This window comes from Flavobacterium pedocola, assembly GCF_053764385.1.
On the sequence record NZ_JBSNCR010000024.1, the window covers coordinates 1 to 973 of the forward strand.

General features: G+C 50.9%; 1 pseudogene. It reads right to left on the reverse strand.

Features of this window, described 5'->3' with window-relative positions:
- A pseudogene (locus ACWPKD_RS15215) lies at positions 1-973 on the reverse strand (hypothetical protein); the annotation flags it as partial.

Sequence of the window (973 nt, forward strand, 5' to 3'; positions counted from 1 at the left end):
AGCACCTGTAGCATTGGTCACGCTATACGTGATATTGGCAATCGCAACATTCTGACATACCGTCTGGTTAGCTGTCGCTGCAGCTGAAGTAAGGGCAATAGCCGGTACTGCTGTAATCGTGATATTGAAAGTACTGCTTCCCGCAGCCCCACAAGACGAGGCAGGATAGGTGTAGGTCACCGTATAGATGCCCGCCGTACTTGCCGCCAGATTGATTTCTCCTGTAGCCGTACTAACAAAAACCAAGCCTGCTGTGGAAGAATAAGTACCTCCTGTGGTAAATCCGGCAACCCCTGTCGGTGTTGGATTTGCTCCATTCTGACACACCGGGGTTGGATAGCTGAATCCGGTTACAGGGACTATAGCAGAATTAACCGTGATGGTACCTGTAGCCGTAGCCGGTGGACATCCGCCCGTAGTAGTTACCGTATAGTTGAACGTTCCTGCAACAGTTGGCGTTCCGCTGATGGTTGCCGTGTTGGCTGCCCATGAACCGGTTACCCCTGCCGGTAGACCTGCAAATGTAGCACCTGTAGCGCCTGTAGTAGCTAAATTGATCGTTGTAATTGCAGTATTGATACAAACCGTCTGGCTGGTACCCGCTGCAATAGTATTTTGTGGGTTTACCGTGATGGTGCCCGTAGCTGTAGCCGGTGGACATCCGCCCGTAGTAGTTACCGTATAGTTGAACGTTCCCGAAGCAGTTGGCGTTCCGCTTATCGTAGCTGTATTCGCTGCCCATGATCCGGTTACCCCTGCCGGTAGACCCGCAAACGTAGCTCCTGTAGCACCTGTAGTAGCTAACGTTATATTAGTCATTGCGGTGTTAATACAAAGCGTTCTGTTAACACCTACAGCAATCGTATTTAATGGGTTTACAGTAATCGTTCCCGTAGCCGTAGCCGGTGGACAACCACCTGTGGTAGTTACCGTATAGTTGAACGTTCCCGAAGCAGTTGGCGTTCCGCTGATG